The 18074-nt window shown below is 55.4% G+C and carries 16 protein-coding genes and 1 tRNA gene; 8 read left to right on the top strand and 9 right to left on the bottom strand.

All coding sequences use genetic code 11. The features are described from left to right. Positions 1–4 precede the first annotated feature (4 nt). The 5 genes from OHL13_RS06865 to OHL13_RS06885 form a co-directional block, all read right to left on the bottom strand. Positions 5–1369 carry an ABC transporter permease gene (locus OHL13_RS06865; protein ID WP_263409389.1) on the bottom strand — a complete coding sequence of 455 codons (1365 nt, stop codon included), beginning with the start codon at positions 1367–1369 and terminating at the stop codon, positions 5–7. Further along, on the bottom strand, positions 1369–2832 hold the full coding sequence (locus OHL13_RS06870; protein WP_263409390.1) for an ABC transporter permease: 1464 nt from the start codon (positions 2830–2832) through the stop codon (positions 1369–1371). The genes OHL13_RS06865 and OHL13_RS06870 overlap by 1 nt, the downstream gene beginning before the upstream one ends. Beyond that, positions 2832–3587 carry an ABC transporter ATP-binding protein gene (locus tag OHL13_RS06875; RefSeq protein WP_263409391.1) on the bottom strand — a complete coding sequence of 252 codons (756 nt, stop codon included), beginning with the start codon at positions 3585–3587 and terminating at the stop codon, positions 2832–2834. The genes OHL13_RS06870 and OHL13_RS06875 overlap by 1 nt, the downstream gene beginning before the upstream one ends. A 75-nt stretch (positions 3588–3662) precedes the next feature. Next, positions 3663–5378, bottom strand: coding sequence for a M20/M25/M40 family metallo-hydrolase (locus tag OHL13_RS06880; RefSeq protein WP_263409392.1), 1716 nt, complete (start codon positions 5376–5378; stop codon positions 3663–3665). Between the two features lie 19 nt (positions 5379–5397). Next, positions 5398–5826: a hypothetical protein gene (locus OHL13_RS06885; RefSeq protein ID WP_263409393.1), complete on the bottom strand. Its 429-nt coding sequence runs from the start codon at positions 5824–5826 to the stop codon at positions 5398–5400. 36 nt (positions 5827–5862) lie between these two features. Between OHL13_RS06885 and OHL13_RS06890 the strand changes: the two genes are divergently transcribed. The 4 genes from OHL13_RS06890 to OHL13_RS06905 all read left to right on the top strand — a co-directional run bounded on the left by OHL13_RS06890 (position 5863) and on the right by OHL13_RS06905 (position 8569). Then, positions 5863–6693 carry a hypothetical protein gene (locus tag OHL13_RS06890; RefSeq protein ID WP_263409394.1) on the top strand — a complete coding sequence of 277 codons (831 nt, stop codon included), beginning with the start codon at positions 5863–5865 and terminating at the stop codon, positions 6691–6693. 14 nt (positions 6694–6707) lie between these two features. Then, positions 6708–7067 (top strand): copper resistance protein CopC, encoded by a 360-nt coding sequence (locus OHL13_RS06895; RefSeq protein ID WP_263409395.1) that lies wholly within the window; start codon positions 6708–6710, stop codon positions 7065–7067. Positions 7068–7242: 175 nt separating this feature from the next. After that, positions 7243–7947 (top strand): CopD family protein, encoded by a 705-nt coding sequence (locus OHL13_RS06900; RefSeq protein ID WP_263409396.1) that lies wholly within the window; start codon positions 7243–7245, stop codon positions 7945–7947. Positions 7948–8191: 244 nt separating this feature from the next. Then, a complete protein-coding gene (locus OHL13_RS06905; protein ID WP_263409397.1) occupies positions 8192–8569 on the top strand; it encodes a hypothetical protein in 378 nt (125 codons plus the stop codon). A gap of 210 nt (positions 8570–8779) precedes the next feature. On the opposite strand, the gene OHL13_RS06910 is transcribed toward OHL13_RS06905, so the two are convergent. After that, on the bottom strand, positions 8780–10150 hold the full coding sequence (locus OHL13_RS06910; RefSeq protein WP_263409398.1) for a hypothetical protein: 1371 nt from the start codon (positions 10148–10150) through the stop codon (positions 8780–8782). Positions 10151–10558: 408 nt separating this feature from the next. Between OHL13_RS06910 and OHL13_RS06915 the strand changes: the two genes are divergently transcribed. Next, a complete protein-coding gene (locus OHL13_RS06915) occupies positions 10559–11188 on the top strand; it encodes a DUF1565 domain-containing protein (RefSeq protein ID WP_263409399.1) in 630 nt (209 codons plus the stop codon). On the opposite strand, the gene OHL13_RS06920 is transcribed toward OHL13_RS06915, so the two are convergent. Both OHL13_RS06920 and OHL13_RS06925 read right to left on the bottom strand, forming a co-directional pair. Beyond that, positions 11147–12184, bottom strand: coding sequence for a hypothetical protein (locus OHL13_RS06920; RefSeq protein ID WP_263409400.1), 1038 nt, complete (start codon positions 12182–12184; stop codon positions 11147–11149). The genes OHL13_RS06915 and OHL13_RS06920 overlap by 42 nt on opposite strands. Before the next feature lie 452 nt (positions 12185–12636). After that, a complete protein-coding gene (locus OHL13_RS06925) occupies positions 12637–14043 on the bottom strand; it encodes a carboxypeptidase-like regulatory domain-containing protein (RefSeq protein ID WP_263409401.1) in 1407 nt (468 codons plus the stop codon). Between the two features lie 416 nt (positions 14044–14459). On the opposite strand from OHL13_RS06925, the gene OHL13_RS18715 reads away from it, so the two are divergent. Further along, positions 14460–14834 (top strand): sensor histidine kinase, encoded by a 375-nt coding sequence (locus OHL13_RS18715; RefSeq protein ID WP_399255373.1) that lies wholly within the window; start codon positions 14460–14462, stop codon positions 14832–14834. Positions 14835–15437: 603 nt separating this feature from the next. Further along, a tRNA-Asp gene (locus OHL13_RS06930) sits at positions 15438–15514 on the top strand. 84 nt (positions 15515–15598) lie between these two features. Here the strand turns inward: OHL13_RS06930 and OHL13_RS06935 are convergent. Further along, the gene (locus OHL13_RS06935) at positions 15599–17014 is read right to left on the bottom strand and encodes a multicopper oxidase family protein (protein ID WP_263409402.1); all 1416 of its coding nucleotides are present in this window, start codon (positions 17012–17014) and stop codon (positions 15599–15601) included. Positions 17015–17239: 225 nt separating this feature from the next. Between OHL13_RS06935 and OHL13_RS06940 the strand changes: the two genes are divergently transcribed. Then, positions 17240–18034: a DUF4159 domain-containing protein gene (locus OHL13_RS06940; protein ID WP_263409403.1), complete on the top strand. Its 795-nt coding sequence runs from the start codon at positions 17240–17242 to the stop codon at positions 18032–18034. Positions 18035–18074: the final 40 nt, after the last annotated feature.

An 18074-nucleotide genomic window follows, 5' to 3' on the forward strand; every position in this document is an offset into this window, starting at 1 on the left:
TCTCTTACTCAAACCTTAGTGCATCAATCGGATTAAGCTTCGAGGCGCGACGGGCCGGATAGAAGCCGAAGAATACACCTGTCGCCGCAGCGATACCGAAGGCCAGGGCGACCGCGGCGGGAGAGACAGTAGCATCCCATTGCAGCGTGTGTGTAATCGCGAAGGACGCAATCAAGCCGAGAATGATTCCGAGGAATCCACCCGCGACACCCAGCGTGACTGCCTCCACCAGGAACTGCATCAGCACATCGTAGGATTGAGCTCCCACTGCGCGGCGAATACCAATCTCTCGCGTGCGTTCGGTTACGGAGACCAGCATGATGTTCATGATGCCGATGCCGCCAACGATCAGCGAAATGGTAGCGATGGCAGCCAGCAGCGCCGTCATGGTCTGGCCAGCGCGATTCAGGGTTCCGGACATTTCCTGCATATTCACCTGATCCATCTGCGGCATATTTGCCAGGATGAAGGCGGCGACAGAGGTGTTGAGCCCCTTCGTCAAGGCTTCAGAAGCCTGCGTCTTTACCGTAAAGTCATCGGGAGTACTGCCGCCCATATTGGCTCCCTGAAGACCACCCAAATTCATGGGTCGCTGGCCTGCTGTCTTCGAAGATGCGTCGAGCTTGTGGCGGGAACGCAACAGGGGCGTGATGCCACCTGCGACATCGGAGGCCTTGCCTGCCTCTTCCGCCGAGACCATGATGTTCGACAGATAGTTGATGCCAAGCAGCTTCTGCATTTTGGTGTATGGGATGACCGCCATCTGCGCCTGCTGCTCATCACTGGTGGTGAAGACGCCTTTGACCTTGAACTTCTCTCCGTGGATTTCTATCTCTTCCCCGACCGGGTTCGCGTCGGCAAAGAGAGCGTCACGCAGGGCTGTTCCAATCACGACAACGTTCTCGGCATCTTCGACGGCGCCCTTCTTGAAAAACTTTCCTTTGTCGAAGCCCCAGTCGTACATCTCGGCGTAGTCGGCGCTAACGCCGTAGATTTCGGTGTAGCTCTTCTCACTTCCGTTATTCACCCAGCCACGCATGCGCGTAAGCGGTGAGACATGGGCCACTCCCGGGACCTGGGTCAGGATGGCCTCCGCATCGGACGGTAGCAGCGTTGTTGCCGTGCCAAGACCCGTTGCAATCTTCGAGTCCTCGCCGCCACGTGTGAAGTTGCCGGCGCGGACATTGATGAGGGTCGTTCCGGCGGACTTTACATCTTTGGAGACAGATTGCTGCGCGCCGGTTCCGAGAGCAAACATGGTCAGCACAGCGGCTACGCCGATGGTCATGCCAAGCATGGCAAGCCCGGTGCGGAGCTTGTTGGTCTTCAATGCCTTGACTGCGATCTTGAAGCTTTTTTGCAGAACCATTATTCAAACCTCAAAGACATGAGCGGTGGCACGCGCGAAGCTTCGCGGGCAGGATAGTAGCCAAAGAAAATACCGACGGCCGCGGAGATGCCGAACGACAGAAGGATAGACATGGGCGAAATGCTTGTAGACCACTGCACAAGGTGCGAGATAGATGCGGACGCAATGACACCTATCAGGATGCCGAGAAGGCCGCCCACGACACTGAGGGTGACGGACTCGTAGACAAACTGCATCAGCACATCGCTTTCACGCGCACCGACGGCCCGACGGATGCCGATCTCCCGCGTGCGTTCCGTCACGGAGAGCATCATGATGTTCATGATGCCGATGCCGCCAACGATCAAAGAAACCGTCGCAATGCTGGCGAGCAGAGCTGTCATGGTTTTGCTGGACTTGTCGAGTGTTTTGCCAAGCTGATCCAAGGTGACTTTTTCCAGCCCCGAGACATTTCCGGTGACCGCCTGTGCAACATCCGGACGCAGGCCGCCCTTGAGAAGCGCTTTGCTTGCCTGGCTGTTGACAGTGAAATCGTCAGGATGATTGGCATCGATGCCGTGGCGTGTCCGCAGCAGCGTTGTGATTGTTTTTGAAACCCGCGTTACGTCTCCGGTCGATTCCGTGGTCACGGTAATGTCGTTCAGTTTGGAGAGGTTGAGCAGACTCTGCATGGTTGTGACGGGAATATAGACAGCGTCGAACTGGTCGTCGCCAGCCTCCGGCGTCACCATCCAACTGGAGCTTGTGACAACCCCAATCACCTTGAAGGGCTGCTTCCACAGCGTGACTGTTTCACCGACTGGATTTTTGTCACCAAAGATCTTGCTCGCAACAATGCTACCGAGCACGACCACCTGGTCTTTGTTGCGCTGCTGGCGAGCGCTGAAGAAGCTGCCGTGGGTGAACTTCCAGGAACGGCGAATCTCCGGCAGCGCGTTTCCATCCCCATGAACGCGCGTAAACCAGCGTGTGTCGCCGCTGGTAACGTGGACGTTTTCATGCACGCCTTCGACGGAGTACTGCACACCTTTGATCTGGCGAATGGCTTCCGCGTCGTCCAGCGTGAGCGTGGCCGCGGCGCCGAGGCCAGCCTCTGAATCACCCAGGCGCTGCCGCGAGGTCGGGTGATCGTGGACGGCGAAAGGATCATCTTCGGGATGGAACATGGCTAACCGCAGATGCGGCTGCATCCCTGATTCAGAGTGACGCAGTTGTCCCATCTCAATGGCGTCGTCGGGTGGTTTTTCCTTGCGGGTCTGGAAGTTCCCGGCGGTGACGACCAGCATGTTCATGCCGGCCGCCTTGACCTGATCCTGGATTGCACGCTGGGCTCCGCTGCCCAGCGCGATCATGGTGAGCACCGTAGCGACACCAATCGTCATGCCAAGCATGGTCAACGCCGTTTGCATCTTGTTCCGGCGCAGAGCTTTCCAGGCAATTACGAGCGTGTTGGGTAATGCCACTACTTTGCTCCTTCAACTGCTACGGGCAGGCTCTCCAGTTCTCCGCTGGCATGGCGCCGGCTGTCGTTCGCCACATCCGAAAGGACATTGCCGTCCTTGAAGGTGATGATGCGAGAGCCATAGGCAGCCACATCCATTTCATGCGTGATGAGCACGATGGTAATACCACGCTCGCGTTGCAGCGATTGGAAGATCTCCATCACTTCAATGGAGGTCTTGCTGTCGAGATTGCCCGTGGGCTCATCGGCAAGCAGGATAGAGGGGCTGTTCAACAGGGCGCGGGCAATGGCAACGCGCTGCTGCTGACCACCGGAGAGCTGGTTGGTGTGGTGATCCCAACGGGCACCAAGACCGACAGACTCAAGAGCTCCCATGGCACGCTTGCGACGTTCCGCGGCAGAGATATTTGTGTTGCCGTAGAGCAACGGTAGTTCGACATTCTCCAGCGCCGAGGTGCGTGTGAGCAGGTTGAACCCCTGGAAGACAAAGCCGATCTGCTTGTTACGGACAAGGGAGATTTCATCATCGCTGAGGCGAGCGACATCGCGACCGTCAAGAAAGTATTCGCCGCCGGTTGGCTGGTCAAGGCAACCGAGGATGTGCATCAGCGTCGACTTGCCGGAGCCGGATGGACCGATGACCGATACAAACTCGCCGGGATACACGTCGAGCGAAATAGAACGAAGAGCATGCACCTGGTGCTCGCCGACCTGGTACGTCTTCGTAAGGTTACGAACGGAAATCACAGGATTCATGACGATGTCTCTTTTCTGTACATGTGCCTTCAGCAGCGTCCTGAGACGCTGCTGAAGGCTGTTACCGGTTGAGACTTACTTGGAAGCCGCGGTGGTCTTCGGCTTTGGCGTGACCGTCGTGGTCTGAGAGTAGTAGTAGATGCTGGCGGCGACCAGCTTCTCAGCACCGGCCATACCGTTGTCCCAGCGCGAACCCTCCACCGCGTAGTACTCGTTGGCTGCATGGGCGCGACCTCCCTGGCCACCACGAGCGCCCATACCCATCGGGATGGAGATGGTGCCGACCTTCTGGCCGACCTCGCCATCCGCAAAGAGGTACGAGGGCCAATAGCCACCGGTGGCTTCAGTTTCGGCGACGCCGAGCGCTTTGTCCTGCCCCAAGTGGTTATAGTGCGAAGCCATCATGAAGGCGCCGTTGCGGTCGCCGCCAAGACCGAGCAACTCGCCAGCCTTCTTGTGAGCGTTGGAGATATCGGTGTTCGCCGAAGATCCGCGTGACCACGGCACATCGCCAATCAGCTTGACTTCAACATCCTTGTAGCCATTCTTGTCGAGCTGTGCACGAAGCTTCTTCACGATGTCCAGACCGTTCATCTTAGGCACGTAGCGGAAGTTGTGCTTCGAGGTGATTTTGTTGGGCAGGATGGCGCCAGCGCCACCGGCGTACATATTGCCACCCCAGATGCCATCGAGGTTGAAGCTGGTGCCGAAGCGACCGTCCTTCAGAACCTGAACTGGATCGTCGGACATGTAGCGGGCAACGCCCTGCGACTTGGCCATCTGCTCCAGGTTCATGTTGGCGCCACGCTTCTTCAGTTCTTCCATCTGCTCCGGCGTGGGCTTCTCCATGTTCTCAAAGAAGCCATCGATCAGAGGCGTATTGCCGTCCATGGAGGTGAGCGAGGCCAGCATGTGGATGTGACGCCATGCGGGGCTATCGGTCGTACGCTTCATCACACCGTGCACGTCGCTGACGGTAGGACCGCGACCCCACTTGCTGCCACTGGTGGTCAGCTCGACGTAGACGCAGCCTTCCGAAGGGCCACCGGCGTAGAGCGCATCGGCTTCCTTCAGCAGGTCGGAGTGGTCCGCGAAAAATTTACGCAGACCGATGTCCATGCGCTCTTCGTCGCCTTCCGCGATGAAGATGAGGTTGACCGGCAGCTTGCCGTTCACCTGCTTGTAGGCCATCAGAGCGTTGAGCTGGGCCATCTCCGGCCCTTTCGAATTGGTGGCGCCACGACCGACCAGAACGCGCGGGATGTTCGGCAGGCCAGCGTCCTTGCCGGGAACGATGCGGCCTTCAAACGGAGGCGCAACCCAGAGGTCCGGCTGCGTGACGGGCATGGTGTCGTACTGCCAGTAGATAGCGACGGTTTTCGGAGCTCCCTCATCGCATTTGGCGTAAACGACCGGATTGCCAGGAGTACCGTACTCGGTGATACCCACGTCAATAACGCGGGTTGTCTGGCAGCCGAGCTTGTCAAAGAAGCCCTTCACCATTTCAGCCGACTCGGGAATGCCCTCGCCCGAGTTGGAGATGGATGGCTGCTGGATCCACTTCTGCAGGTTCTCGACGTGCTCATCGATGTGCGTGTCGATATAGTCGAAGACTTTCTTCAGTTCAGGAGGGGCCTGGCTCTCATCGGGCCCTTTGCCTCCCGTGCCGTTCGGGTTGATGCCAAGCTTGGGTTTAGTGGACGTAGAAGCCGTCTTGGTTTCCTTCTTATTGCACGCAATCGGTCCTGCCAGGAGACCGATAAGACACAAAGCCATCAACCGGGATCGCATGGTTTCTAAAAACTCCTGATCATCTTGCAGATAGAGGTTTACCCGTCTTGCGGGAACGCAAGGACGGTCTTATGTTTTTCTTCTGTGTGCTTGCGATGTGGACTGCGGACTTCTGAGTACTTGATTCCGAGTCTTTCGCCGGAATTCTTCCTGAATGAAAACCCGTACCGCTGACACCTGTGCCTACCATGCGAGCGCGAAGAAACAGCATGGAAAAATCGGGCAGGGCGAAGTTGTCGTCTTGATGAAGCAAGCGTATGGCGAGAGAAGAAATCGTGTCAAGGAAAGTTCTTCTATCAGCAAACTCGGTTTCTCGATCAACCTCGTTGATAGAAGAATTCGATTTGGCGTTGTCCGGTGATTGCGCTATAGTCACAGCACAATCGCGGTTTTTATACCGCGCCCAATCGCTAAAACCTATACGCATTTCGCGCCACATTTTTCGCATCAACTTTCATTTCTTTGTTCCTTACCCGGGGCCTGTATGAGATTTGCGTCTGTTGCGCTTGTTCTTGGTCTATCCATGTGTGCCGCTTCCCTGCAGGCACAAACGCTGAAAGGTGTTTCCGCGTTGCAGGGCGAAGCTGCACAGACTGACGGCTATCTGAAAGCGACGCCCGCCGGCGGTCAGCTTGAGCAGAAGCTCGACTTCTGGATGACTATGCCGAAGTCCGCTGCCCCCATCAAGCAGTTCCAGGTGGAGATGACCCAGAAGCTCCACGTTGTACTGGTCAGTGATGACTTCAAGACATTTCTGCACATCCACCCGCAGTTATCGCCAACGGGACACTTTGTCATTACCCAGAAGTTCCCCCACGCGGCTCTGTATCACGTCTACGCGGATGGCGAACCAAACAAGTTGAATCACCAGGTATTCCGCTTTGAGCTTCCCGTGGGGCAGACTCAGACGGCTGCACGCAAGCTTCCTTCCACTGGGATGGGGGTCAAGGTCGGTCCTTACGAGGTAGATCTTTCCACCGTGCGGCTGCATGCCGGCCGTATGGAGATGATTGACGTGGAGATTCTGAAGGACGGCAAGCCAGCCAAGGATCTGCACCCTTACCTGGGAGTTCCGGCACACGCGGTTTTTCTGAACGACAAGGACCTGAGCTATGTCCATGTTCACCCCATGGCGATGGATGGAGACATGGATATGTCAAAACCCATGCCTGAGTTGCCCGATAGTGCACCCTCGTCAGGAGAGATGATGTTGCACGTGGCGATCAAGGAAGCTGGAACATACAAGCTGTGGCTCCAGTTCCGCGGCGCCGGGAACCAGCTCTATATCGCCGAATTTACGATGCTTGCGAGTTAACAGGAGACACCTCAGTGAAGCTGAAGAAGTACGCTCTCGGATTTGCTTTCACCGCACTTAGCTGCGTTCCGGCAGCTTTTGCGCATGCCCACCCGAAGATCATGGTGCCGGCCTCTGATTCCACCGGTCCCGCGCCTGCGAAGATCGTCGTCACCTTCTCGGAAGCAGTTGAGCCGAAGTTCAGCTCCCTGACCCTGACCGATGAGAAGGGCACGGCCATCAGCAAGGAAAAATCCGTCGGTGATCCCGGCGATACCAAGACCCTGTCGCTGGCCGTGCCGAAGCTTGCACCAGGCGATTACCTGGTGCACTGGGTATCCGTCGCTCCGGACGGCCACAAGATGCAGGGCGAGTATAAGTTCACGGTGAAGTAGCGTGCTTTCGGAAGGCCAGCTTTTCGTTCTTCATGTAGGCAGCAGCGCCGTTGTCGACCTTGCTTTCAGCCTGATCTGCGGAGCGCTCGCAGCGCTTCTCTGGAAAGAGCTTCCTTTGCCGTGTGCAAGGAGGCTCTTTCTTGTTTGTGGCGTATCGGGCATTCTGATTGCCCTGATGCAGCCACTCCACCTGGCGATCCTGACAGCGGTTATGACCGGCGCCACCCGCTTTGCGGAACTGCCGCCTGCATTTGGCGATGTGCTGGAAACCCACGCCGGCCGCATCCTGTTCCCGCAAGGCATTATGGCAATCCTGCTTGCATTCGCCGCACTGCTTCCCTTGCCCCGCCGGTATCGCTTGTCGGGATGCGGTGTTTTTTTCCTGGCGCTCTCTGTCTTCCGGGCGGCTGCGGGGCATGCGGCTTCGGATGGCGATTACACGCTTCGCGAGCTTTCGCAGTGGGTCCATCTGCTCTCAACCGCAGTGTGGGCTGGCGGTGTTCTGGTAGCAGGATGGATTGTCTTTCCGAGGCTTGTCTCGGCGGAGGAACAATACCGTTGCGGCCGCAGCCTTTCGTTCCAGTCCACCATGGCTCTGGGGTTCCTCTTCCTGAGTGGTCTATGGAATACGTGGCTGGGTGTTGAAGGAGAAGCTAAAGCCCTGCTCCATTCCAGATGGGGAGCGATTCTCGCGGTCAAGGTTCTGCTGGTGGTAGCTGCATTGGCTTTAGGAGTCGTGAATCGCAGGACTCTGGCGATGCCGTTGACCGACGACTCGGCAAGTCGGTTCCGGTTGACGGTTCAAACGGAGGCCGGTCTGATGCTGGCGATTCTTTTGCTCTCCGCCTGGCTAGGCAATACCTCTCCTTTGCCGGGATGACGACCTTTCCACAGTTCCTCCCACGGGAGTTCAGAATCAGCCAATAGGATGTACCAGCCAGTTTCCGCGGATCTGGTTCTTCCGAAACCTTCATCCAACTTGCTCTTGCAAGCTTGGGGACGTAGCTCAGTTGGTTAGAGCGCTGCCTTCTAACTGGAACACTGAGAACAAAGCACTTACCTCCTTGGTGTCCATATTCTGACTTTTTTCTGCTAGGCTTAAGTCGTGAGAAGAGGAGGAATGGATGCCTGCTCTCAAGCCCCGCGGAACTCTGCTCAATGCACCCGACTATGCGGACCGGGTCAATCTCATCAAGAAAATCAAAGTTGGAAACGAGTGGCGTTTCGCCCCTGTCGTCCCTGAGCCGAATGCTCGTCTCAAGGACAAGGTGCGCATCAACGGCACCGTCGAAACGCATCCAGAGGGCGCCTACTACATCGAGTGGCGCGAACGCGGCAAGCGGTGCCGCGCGGCGGTCCAGCGCGAGGATGCGGTCGCCGAAGCCAGACGCAAGGCCGTCGAGCTGCAAGCGATCCGCGATGGGCATAGAGCGCACGAAGTGTCAGCCCTCCTACAGATTGCGCTAACGAGGAACTCGCACAAAACAAAGCTGCCGCAATAAGGAATCTCATTGCATCATCGTACGGACGCGGGAGTGCCAACGGCGACCTCAGATTCGCCAGAAATTCCATCGGAGGCTCTGTCCACCCCACAGACTGATTAGTGCCGCTGAGCCGTCTTGTCGTGAGGAGCCAGGGGCCGAAACATCAATCGTCAATCGTCGACGAGTTTCGTAACAGTCTCGTTCCCCTTCCTGCACCTTTCCCTTTTGCTACTGCGACGGTTCGACCGATGGACTATGAACATAGATCCGCCATGCGAAGGGTAATGTTCTGCGGGACCAGTAGTGTTCCAGGCGGGTTGGATTGCGCTCTAGCACGAGTTTGTAATTCCTGCCTAGCCAGAGATCGAACTCCGGCCACTCTTGATACTTGAGAAAAGAACGAGGCTCATTGAGGCAGACAGAATTTGTCATAACCAATGTCTGTGGAGGATCAGCCTCGAACTGAGCTAAAGTCTTGCGACGTAACTCATTCCCTACTGGATTGTTAGCGCGTGTCAAATAGCAGTCATAGATAAGGCCCGTAGATTGGATGCGGGTGAGCTTCTCCATAGCTGCAATGCACCCGCCAGCAGTGTCCATGCACTGTGCTTTCCCCGTTGTGTTGAAGTGCGCAATGTCGGATGCGAGCAGAGTTTCAGGGGGATATTGATCATATGAGGCGACGCGGTAGATCGCTAGAAAAGCACTGCCGACAGACAGGAGGAGCATGAGAGCGGCTATAGTCTTCAGCGAACGTCGCTCACGGAACCATGGTGGAAGTTCCATTGCGAGTACAAGCAGAAAGAATGCGACAAAGGGATAACGTTGGTAGCTGAAACCTTTACGCTGAACTGCGTAGGTAATCCATCCGCAAATTGCTAAGCTACGCACCAGCAACTGCGTGTGTGTGACTTTCCGCTCGATGAAGCTTCCAATAAGCCAAAGAAGGACAAGAAAGCCGACAGGCGAGGAAGCGTGAGTTATGAGGTACCAGATTGGTTGGTTGTCAATTGATGCGTGGTAGGCGACGAGTCCGGTGAGCGCATTTCGAAACGCCTCTAGTGCGTGCAGATGCCAAAGCCATATTGCGCATAGTATTGGCACTGCGGGAATACTGATCAAAAAGAGAGAAAGGTATTTCCTCGAATAAAAACACAACCAAACGGCAATGGGAACAACAAACACGAGTGCCGTCGGCTTTATGCAGACGCTTGCGCCAATGAGTAGCCCGCAGCCGACTGCGCCGTAAGATGATTCAGAAAGTAACGAAGCGGTAGCAGCAAGGAGCAGAACTGTAAGAGAGTAGTCCCGCTCACCTCCCATCATGACACCGTCCTGCAGATGTATGCAGTAGAGAAGGGACGAAACAGCTAATCCCGCCATCCTTGTCGGTGCAAGATGGGTTATGCATAAAGCAGCGATGCACGAGATGAGAAGATCGAATATTCTCCATCCAAGCCCAGTGGAGCCGAAGATGGATACGGCGATCGACTCCAGGAGATACGTGCCGGGCATATTCATTTCCACCAGATCGGCATAGGGTCGCATCCCGGCATGGATAAGGCGAACCGCGTAATGCATGTAGGTGGTGTCGCCCATGAGGGGCCATCGCAGACTGATAATGCTACCGGCGACAGCGCACAGGCAAAGTAGGACTACTGCTGCGGTTACAAAAACTTGGCGTTTCATGCTCAGCGTCTCAAGAGGTGGTCGTCAAGTTGGGTTGAAAGCGAGGGATGCGTGAGGAATGTGGTTCGTAGATTTTTTAATCGACATCCACAAGTTCTTCGAAAATCAAAAAGCCCGCCATGTATCGCCAATTATGCAATATCGTCATGCATTGTTGTCCGGCGCGAGGAATCGGGTAGCTAACGACATCGGTGCGGTGAACGTCATTAATACATGCTGTTCTCCCCACTGAGATTCTACGGCAGATTCGTTGGTATTTTCTTGTCAATGATGGGGACACCCCAGATCGGTCACGCCCAACGGATTTGGAATGTCCCTATGGATGCAACTACGATTCAGCAAGCCATTGACGGCGCGAAAGATGGCGACGTCATCAAGGTCTCACCCGGAACATATGCTGGCTCCTTCGACTTCAGAGGCAAAGCGATTACGTTACGAGGAGATGCAGCCGGTGTCATCCTCAAAGGGAATGGGGCCGGCCCTGTGGTTCTTTTTCACAATGGCGAGGGTAGGGATTCACTTCTGAGCAATGTGACCGTAGAGGGAGGAGCCTCAACGAGTAAGTTCGATGCGGGCGGGATCTACATCGATCATGCTTCCCCAACGGTCGAGAATTCAACCATCACCAATAACAGCGGCTGTGGCATCGGCGTGCACTTTGGAGCGCCACGCCTGACGAACAACATCCTTCGCCGAAACATTGCGATCAACGGGGGTGGTTGCCATCCTCCTGATGGAACTTATGCTGACTTGTTTGGTGGAGGAATCGTCTTGAACGGAGGCTCTTCTGACAACGTTGGTTCTCACCGTAACGAGATGATTGCTGAATATATTCAGCATTTCCTCAATGGAAGTGCGGGGCATCTTCCAAGCGATGAAAGACGCCTCGCAGAAAGTTACTCAATGTCAGAAGGGAGCAAAAGTGCTGTAGAACAGCCCATTTCCTGAGTGATCTATGTAAAGGAGTTCAATTCCTCCATTCCATAAAGTCATCGACGGCGTAGTCTCCGTATGCACTAACGGCGACTGTTGCGATGCATACCAGGTGGAGCCATTGGGCGATGAGAAGAGGAATAGATGGTCTTGCGAGTTGTTCTGTTTGGTTGCGAATACCAGGTTGTTGTTATACGTAACCATAGAAAGACCACTGTCTACGTAGAGCGAGGAGTACTCTGCCCCTGACCAGTTATATCCATCAGGACTAGACCAATAGTAGAGATGTCGTTGAGAGTTGTTTTGCTGTGTGACCATGTAAAGCGTGCCGTTCTTTTCGGACAGCCCTACTTGAGTTGGTGCAGCGAAGGTTTGAGCTCCCAGCCCTGCGTTGGTCGTATTCCAGTTGCCATTCGCATCGAGAACCGTTTCTTGCAATGCATTATGGATGATCTGCCCGTTGTTAGCTTGCAGGGAGTTGACACCATAGATGATGAAGAGCTGGTCAGCAAAGACGACCATCTGGGGAGATGAACTCATTCCTCCATAACCCGGATTTTGGTTATATACCTGCGACCAAGTGAAGGCATTGTTTCCTCCTCCCACTAGCTGCCCCCTCCAAACCTCTAGGTTGTTGTCCGTGTTCCACAACGCAACGTATGGATTACCGTGATAGGTCGCGATTGCGGGACTGCAATGATTTGCATGCGCTGTGGCGTCACAGTGTTCGCTTGCGAAGATTGTTCCGCCGGTTCCCCAGCTAACGCCGTCTTGGGACGTGAGCGTAATGATATTTCCCATGTTGAACGCCGCTACGAGTTGTGTTGCCTGCGTTGATCCAGGAGCTGTTGTGACGGCTACCCCTTGGGGGCTAGATCCCGGCCCGACAACGTAGCTTCCATAAGAAGTGCCGAAGGTTGGAAAATATTGAGCGTGTGCGACTAGTGCGTTTGAAGTGAAGATAAAGGCAAATGCAAGTGCCCCTAACCAGAGTCGATTTTGAATACGCATATAGTTCCTTTTCAGGCATGTGACGCCTTAAGTTCTGGAAATTCAGTTCGTGTCGCGAACGGAACTTCAAGAGGAGGGAGTGGAACAAACGCATATATGGAAAACGCGGAATGTCTCCAAAAGAAACATCCATACGTGCATCGGCATGCTTGACTTCGGAAAAGTCGCAGAGATTCGTCTATTGCTTTCGGGGGAGGGCTTACCACCGCCAATGAGTCTCATCACATTGCAAGGCTGGTGCGGTTCCATCATTTTGTTCGTCCAGGGGAGCGATTACCAACATGGATCGGGAGAGATGGAAGGTAACGAGAGAGGCTATTTCTCTGCCGCACTGTCGAGGGTCTTCCTCGCGAGCTGCATCTTGAATCCCATAGCCTGCGAAGAAAATATAGCACGTGAATCGGTGAAGGTGTGTAAGGACGTATTGTGAAGATTAAGCCAAGATCTTGAGTTCATTTATTGTCAATCGGATGCAAGCGTAAGGCTTCGTTGAAGCCGTTCGCTTGGATGTGAAGCTCAGTGCTATCTTTCTCAAATTTCTGGAAATCTTTTGTATCGCGGTAAGCTATGGCACCATCATCGATCGAGGCGTAGAAGCGGTAATCCCCCGGTCTCAACCCTTCGATATGAAATTTGCCCGTGCGGTCTGTCTTGGTCGTCCTAACTTCGCCTGAGCTTGCTTCAACTGCAATCACCTCACAACCAGTTGGAGCCCTACATGACTCGACTGAACCATCGGCGTTCTGTGTCGGGCTTGCAATAGTTAATTTCAGATTAGCTTTGGCACCGCTCGTGAATGTGACCACGGCTCCATCCGTTTCCTTGCCACCCATGGTGACACGATCCACGTAGACAGTGTGCGGGGAGTCAACCGATATCACATAGCGGCCCACCGGTACCGGTTGAAATTGAAACGTTCCCTTCTTAGCCGTCGTGACGGAATCACGTGTGCGGCCTTCTAGGCTTTGAAGCCGCAGATGCAGATCATCATCATCGAATCCTTCGAGTTGACCAAAGACTACAACGGTAGGCGTCGCCTCTAGCGATAAATGCTCAATGGGAACCTCGCCTACGTCGAATGAAACTTCCGCTTGTTGGGGCAAGTTGGCAGATATCCATTTTGCCGTCAGGACATAATGGCCGTACGGCACATTCTTTCCAATGAATCTTCCGTTCGCGGGATCATATCTGAAGTGGATGCCAGTATCGATTTGCAAAGTGTCTGATACAGAGCTGAGATTGAGCATGGCTCCCGCAGGTCTATCGGAGATCAGGCCCGTCACCGAGGTGACACTAGCGAAGGGAGCCACGGCACTGACCCATTCAGATTGATTGACATGCAACGTGATGTGTTCTGCCGAATCAACATTAGTTGTATGCGGGAAATAGAAGGAGGATGGAACAATCTGATCGGGTGTCGGAGCTTTTACTGCCTTTGACGTCGCAGGAAGAATCTGGACGATATACCGGCCTGAAGGTAATCCCGTACATGAGAAGATGCCATCTGTATTTGTGATCGCGCTACACGCAATCTTGAGAGTGCGGAAGCCTTCTTCGGTGATCTCCTGATAAGCGCGAACTTCCGAAACTAGCGCAAGTCCATTCGCATCGGTCACGCGCCCTCCAAGGGACGCGCTTTTTTCTTGAGCCGCCATCGGCAAAGCAAAAGTTTGGACAATTGCTAGTGGAACGACGATTGAGAACATAACTGTGATCCGATGAACCGTGTTAATCGTTTCCATGCTTGTGCCTCGTTGGTTGAAGGCGGTTGGCAGACGATCTCTCGCTGTCACAAACAGTATGACCGAAATGGTCAGCGCTCCTGCGATGCGCAAGTTTTCTTTGTGACGATTACGCATCAACTTCCTGTTGGTTCCGCATTGTTTGGACCCCGACTCCAGTTGTAGAGGCGACCGGGGCATCGAAGGAAATAGATTTTGACAGCGAGACTGCTTCGGTTTTCCCTGCAACCGTCACTCGCGTGGTTGCAACTTCGCTTGCCGGCTGTGCGGTAGGACGAGGTTCCCGCTTCCTGCACTTTCCCTTTTTCTGCCTGCGCTACGTCATGACAACAGCGGCGTTATCGGAAATCAACCGCCTCGCGGCCAGCCTTCCCCCCTTGCGTGCTCGGCCCGGCGGCTCTACATTTTTTCCATTGGGAGCATGAATACTTACGTTCTGCGGCGTCTAGCAGGGGGGTGAGTATGGCCGAGAAAGACAGTTCATTCCGAGATCAGTGCCGGGGGTGCAGAAGGAGTACCGAGGGGCGGCTTGTATGTGGGCCCGATCTGGTGAGCTGCGACAGGTCTTCACAAATATCATCGTCAATGCGATCGACGCATTGCCGAAAGATGGGAAGCTCACGGTACGAGTGTCCGCCGCCTCGAATCACGAAAGGGCTTGTGTACTCATCGCCGATGACGGCCCCGGAATTCCTGAAGCGATTCGAGAAAACGTCTTTCAGCCCTTCTTTTCTACGAAGCCTAAGAAAGGGACGGGATTGGACCTTTGGGTGAGCCGAACGATTATTGAAAAGTATGGCGGCTCGATCCAGATGCGGTCTTGGCCTCCCCCAAGGAAGCCCAGCGGAACAGTATTTCGCATCTGCGTGCCGTGCAAGGCTAGCTTGCCTGATTCAACGCAGTTATGAATCGGTGTGGCTTCGCAAAGCAGAAGCCTTAGCCTTTCTTTGCTGCGACCTTTTTCTGGGCCGCCCAGCGCTTGATTTGTGCTTGGCGAATTCGTTCGCAGCCTCGACACTCAGGGTCCTGCGCTTTGCGTTGACAGGTCGGGGTGGGATTTGCAGACCGATGGCAAAGAGCTAACGGCCCGGAGAGTCATGGCGACGAACGAGGTGGTCAACGTCACGCGTCGGCATTGCTCGCGCGAGCTGTTCGATTGCGTTCTACGCTGACTATCACACCGCAGTCGGACATACCGCTGCATTGCATTCGTCCAATCTGGAAAGATCGCCGCTGAATTGAAGCTGAGGCTCTGAGCGGGGAGCACGGAAGAGCGGACGGGCGGTATCCGGTCAGGAGGTCGGTTTCGGGAAAATTAAGAGTCGGTGAGAGGGGATATGGACACCAAATCTGCTACACTAAATTCATTGCTGCTTGAGGCGGATTTGGTGTCCAAAAGGGCTCGAAATTCAGTCCAAACAAGCGAAACAGTAGAAACAGTGCGAAATTTGCGAATCCTGCGAAACGCCTGATTCTATGTGACATATAGCCAAGTTGTTGAAAAACTTCTTGGGGACGTAGCTCAGTTGGTTAGAGCGCTGCCCTGTCACGGCAGAGGTCGCGGGTTCGAGCCCCGTCGTCCCCGCCACTCAAATCCAGAGTGGCGGGAATCTCCTCCCTAACAAACTTCCTTCACATTGGCCCACAAAGCAGGCTGCCATCAAGGCTTTTGTCAGCTATAGCGAAAGAGCGCCTTGAATCCGTAGTCCATGTGGTTCTGGATGTGGCAATGGAAGAGTGATAGACCTGGCTGGTCGGCAACAAAGTCCACCGAAGCGCGGCCGAAATAGGGAACGACCACTGTGTCCTTGATCAGTCCGTGGGTCCACTTGCCATTGATCTCGACCAGTTCTGTCTGGTGACGGTGCAGGTGCATGGGGTGGGCGTCGTCCGTGCGGTTGCGATAAACCAGGCGATAGCGCTTCCCTTTTTCGAGGAGAAATTCCCGTTCGTGCGGATAGGGCTTGCCGTTGATAAACCATGCATTGAACTTGCCAAAGCCGCCAGGAGCCTTCTCAAAGACCATGTCGATGACGGCGTCCGGTTTCTGCGCCGGCGCACCGGGTTTTGCGAAGAGCGTGTAGTCCCAGCTTGCCGGGCCTGGCGGCGTCCAAAGAGCTTTCTTATGCTGGTTGGCGTACTCCACAACAATGCCGAGGCCTGCGTTGCGGATCATCTCGTTAGTGGCTCCCATGATCCAGACGCCTGGGTTATTCATCTCCACCATGGCGCAAACTCGTTCCCCGGCACCGAGAAAGATAGCGTCAACCTCGTGGGGTGTTGGAACCGGGTTGCCGTCCATGGCAATGATCCTGAACTTGTGCCCCGCGAAAGCGATGCGACGGTTCTCAATGGCCGAGGCGTTAAGCAGGTGGAAAAGGACGCGGTCGCCCTGCTTTACACGGATGGGCTGCCCCGCTCCAAGCGCCTTGTCATTGATGGAGTAGGTCATGGAACTGACCTCCAGCCCAGGCGCGCCCGGCAGGTCGCGGGTTGGCTTCTCGGGCTGGACGGCGGGTTTGCCGTCCTCGTCGTCATCGTCCTCCATGGTGGAGGAGAAGAATGGTTCCCAGTCGCGCAGGGCGAGAAAGTGCTCCTGGTCGTAGTGCCCCGGATCTCCTGAGGCGGGGTCAATATAGACAAAGCCAAACTGACCGGTATAGGCACCTTTGTGCAGGTCGGACTCCGCCATGGCATGGGTGTGATACCAGCGGGAGCCGGCGAGAGTTGGCGTGAACTGAATGCGACGTGTCTCCCGTGGCGCAATCGGCTGTGAGCCCTGCTCCTCGACTCCGTCGGCCTCGGGCGAAATGAGGAAACCGTGCCAATGAAGGAACTCCGGTGTGTCCGTCCGGTTGACGATATCGACGGTGACTGGCCTGTCCTGCTTCATACGGAGGACTGGCCCAGGCGAAGTGCCGTTATAGCCGATGGTGGACAGGATGCGGTCCGGGGCAAGATCGACCGTTACGGGTTCGATGGTCAGGGTAATATCTGCCGGCGGTCCCTGGGGAGGCTGAGAATGGGCAGGCATCGGCATCTGCGCCATTTGCGCAAGTCCCGGCAAGGCTGGAGCAGTCAGCGCCATAGCGCCGGAACGTAAAAAATCTCTCCGTTTCACACCAGACCTCGCGTGACCGTGATCGTCTCACGGCAGGAATTTGTCAGGCAAGCCGCAAAGCGCATATTTCGGTAAGACGAAGAACACAACGAAAAGACGAAAATTTGATGGAAACAACTGCCGGGGTCGCTCCGTCTATCCTGCAAGCCTTACACGCACGTAGACTGGGAGCCATCTCAGGAGGGTCGCAGGATGAAGCTGCTCGCCGGAACCACAGTTGCCGCCGTCGTCCTTGCGTGCTGCTCGGTGGTACGGGCGTACCAACGGACGGCGTACTTTGGCTTTGACGACTCGGAACAGCGGCAGGCCCAGAAGGCTGAGTTTGTCTGGTCCCGCCTCGCCTATACGGCGCGCTCCGGCGGCAATGGATATGGATGGGGCTGGGGACGCGCGGCGTGGTCGCGCGATTATCCTAAGGCCGACCGCCAGTTCCTGGTTGCGATGAAGCGCCTGACCCGCATTGAGGGCCGCCCCTATGAGCAGGTCGTCGACCTGAACTCCGATGCCATCTTCGACTATCCGTGGGTCTATGCCGTGCAGGCACAGACCTGGACCTTCTCCGATGCCGAGGCCAAGCGCCTGCGCGATTACCTGAACAAGGGCGGCTTCCTGATGGTGGACGACTTCCATGGATCGCAGGACTGGGAAGATTTTATGGCGGGCATGCGGCAGGTGCTGCCCGACCGTCCGGTAGAAGACCTGCAGAGCGGCGATGAGATCTTTCACGTGCTGTATGACATGGATGATCGCATCCAGGTTCCGGGCGAGCACTACATTCGTACGCACAGAACCTATGAGAAGGATGGCTACACGCCGAAGTGGCGCGCCATTCGTGACGACAAGGGACGCATCATGGTTGCAATCTGCCACAACATGCACCTGGGCGATGCGTGGGAATGGGCCGATGATCCTGACTATCCTGAGAAGTTTGCCGCGCAGGCGTTTCGCGTCGGTCTGAATTACATCGTGTATGGCATGACGCATTGATTTGAACGAATCCCAAGACAGGTCGACAGGCTCCGCGGCA

The organism is Terriglobus tenax (genome assembly GCF_025685395.1).
GTDB lineage: Bacteria > Acidobacteriota > Terriglobia > Terriglobales > Acidobacteriaceae > Terriglobus > Terriglobus tenax.

Excerpts from the sequence above, each read along its gene's own strand:
- OHL13_RS06920 (WP_263409400.1), bottom strand. The coding sequence starts at position 12,184 with ATGCGTATTCAAAATCGACTCTGGTTAGGGGCACTTGCATTTGCCTTT.
- OHL13_RS06925 (WP_263409401.1), bottom strand. The coding sequence starts at position 14,043 with ATGCGTAATCGTCACAAAGAAAACTTGCGCATCGCAGGAGCGCTGACC.
- OHL13_RS06935 (WP_263409402.1), bottom strand. The coding sequence starts at position 17,014 with ATGGCGCTGACTGCTCCAGCCTTGCCGGGACTTGCGCAAATGGCGCAG.
- OHL13_RS06880 (WP_263409392.1), bottom strand. The coding sequence starts at position 5,378 with ATGCGATCCCGGTTGATGGCTTTGTGTCTTATCGGTCTCCTGGCAGGA.
- OHL13_RS06865 (WP_263409389.1), bottom strand. The coding sequence starts at position 1,369 with ATGGTTCTGCAAAAAAGCTTCAAGATCGCAGTCAAGGCATTGAAGACC.
- OHL13_RS06905 (WP_263409397.1), top strand. The coding sequence starts at position 8,192 with ATGCCTGCTCTCAAGCCCCGCGGAACTCTGCTCAATGCACCCGACTAT.
- OHL13_RS06875 (WP_263409391.1), bottom strand. The coding sequence starts at position 3,587 with ATGAATCCTGTGATTTCCGTTCGTAACCTTACGAAGACGTACCAGGTC.
- OHL13_RS06900 (WP_263409396.1), top strand. The coding sequence starts at position 7,243 with ATGCAGCCACTCCACCTGGCGATCCTGACAGCGGTTATGACCGGCGCC.
- OHL13_RS06940 (WP_263409403.1), top strand. The coding sequence starts at position 17,240 with ATGAAGCTGCTCGCCGGAACCACAGTTGCCGCCGTCGTCCTTGCGTGC.
- OHL13_RS06910 (WP_263409398.1), bottom strand. The coding sequence starts at position 10,150 with ATGGGCGACACCACCTACATGCATTACGCGGTTCGCCTTATCCATGCC.
- OHL13_RS06885 (WP_263409393.1), bottom strand. The coding sequence starts at position 5,826 with ATGCGAAAAATGTGGCGCGAAATGCGTATAGGTTTTAGCGATTGGGCG.
- OHL13_RS18715 (WP_399255373.1), top strand. The coding sequence starts at position 14,460 with ATGTGGGCCCGATCTGGTGAGCTGCGACAGGTCTTCACAAATATCATC.
- OHL13_RS06915 (WP_263409399.1), top strand. The coding sequence starts at position 10,559 with ATGGATGCAACTACGATTCAGCAAGCCATTGACGGCGCGAAAGATGGC.
- OHL13_RS06890 (WP_263409394.1), top strand. The coding sequence starts at position 5,863 with ATGAGATTTGCGTCTGTTGCGCTTGTTCTTGGTCTATCCATGTGTGCC.